Annotated in this window: 1 protein-coding gene; it reads right to left on the bottom strand. The window is 35.7% G+C overall.

What is annotated here, in order from left to right; translation table 11 throughout:
- Nucleotides 1-412 (bottom strand): zinc-binding dehydrogenase (locus tag CD129_RS08805; RefSeq protein ID WP_144437007.1); only part of this gene is annotated, 412 nt, incomplete at both ends.

Here is a 412-nt window from a genome sequence, read left to right on the forward strand (position 1 = left end):
GATAGTATGAGTAGCACCTATTGCTTTAGCTTTATTCAATCTTTCTTCTGATAAATCAAAAACAAATATCTTACTTGCACCTGCAGCTTTAGCTGCTATGACTGTTAATAAACCGATTGGACCTGCACCAAAAATAGCAACAGTATCGCCAAATAGAACTTCGCCTTCTTTAATTGCTTGAACTGCAACAGCGGTTGGCTCTACAAGAGCGCCTTCTTTATCAGAAACCTTATCTGGTAGCTTATAAACGTTCTCTTCTGGGACATTTGTAAATTCTGCAAATCCACCATCAGAACCTAAACCTATAAATGAATAACCATCGTAAAGATCAATATTTTCTTCTTTTTCACGATTTGAAACTGTAGGATTAATGACAACACGATCGCCTTTATTAAATTTTGTAACCTTAGAA

The sequence above is a fragment of the Mammaliicoccus fleurettii genome, from assembly GCF_003970575.1.
Lineage (GTDB): Bacteria > Bacillota > Bacilli > Staphylococcales > Staphylococcaceae > Mammaliicoccus > Mammaliicoccus fleurettii.